This is a genomic window from Klebsiella sp. KTE92 (genome assembly GCF_000398905.1).
Lineage (GTDB): Bacteria > Pseudomonadota > Gammaproteobacteria > Enterobacterales > Enterobacteriaceae > Klebsiella > Klebsiella variicola.
This window is the reverse complement of record NZ_KB976100.1, coordinates 4329905-4330418: the sequence shown is the minus strand read 5'-3', so window position 1 is coordinate 4330418 and position 514 is coordinate 4329905. Positions and strand designations below refer to the sequence as shown.

The 514-nt window shown below is 46.9% G+C and carries 1 pseudogene; it reads right to left on the bottom strand.

What is annotated here, in order from left to right:
- Window positions 1-514: pseudogene (locus tag A1WC_RS05325) on the bottom strand (hypothetical protein); the annotation flags it as partial.

Here is a 514-nt window from a genome sequence, read left to right as displayed (position 1 = left end):
AATAGCTAACTGATTGCCTGAGGGGCGCTGATTATCCTGACGGGGTTGCAACCCTGACAGAATAGCCAGTAATTGTGATTTTTTCTGCGGGACATCATATCCAAAGCTATATTTTGCCATATAGCGTTCACCATCATAGCGTACCGAACGACCATCATTGGCCTTCACTTTTACTGAAAATGTAACGCCTTCTGTCCATTTCCACGCATCTAACATTCGTGCAAAATCCGGAGTAAAAAACTCTTCATTTCGTTCAAAAATAGTGCCTTTCAATGGAGGTTCCAGTTGGTACACCTCCTTCAGATAAGGCGCATCCTGCGGATTGACGACGGACGTATTCCTGAGCTTTTCTTCATAGCGCGTCAGAAACTGCCGGAACGGAGGATAGTATTGCCGTTTTGTTTCCACTGGGGTCATCGCTGAACCCTGGATAAACATCACCATCCCGGCTGGCGTAAATTCAGCCGGAAGCGCCACAGAATAAAAACCAAAGTACCGCGTTTCGGGGTGTTGC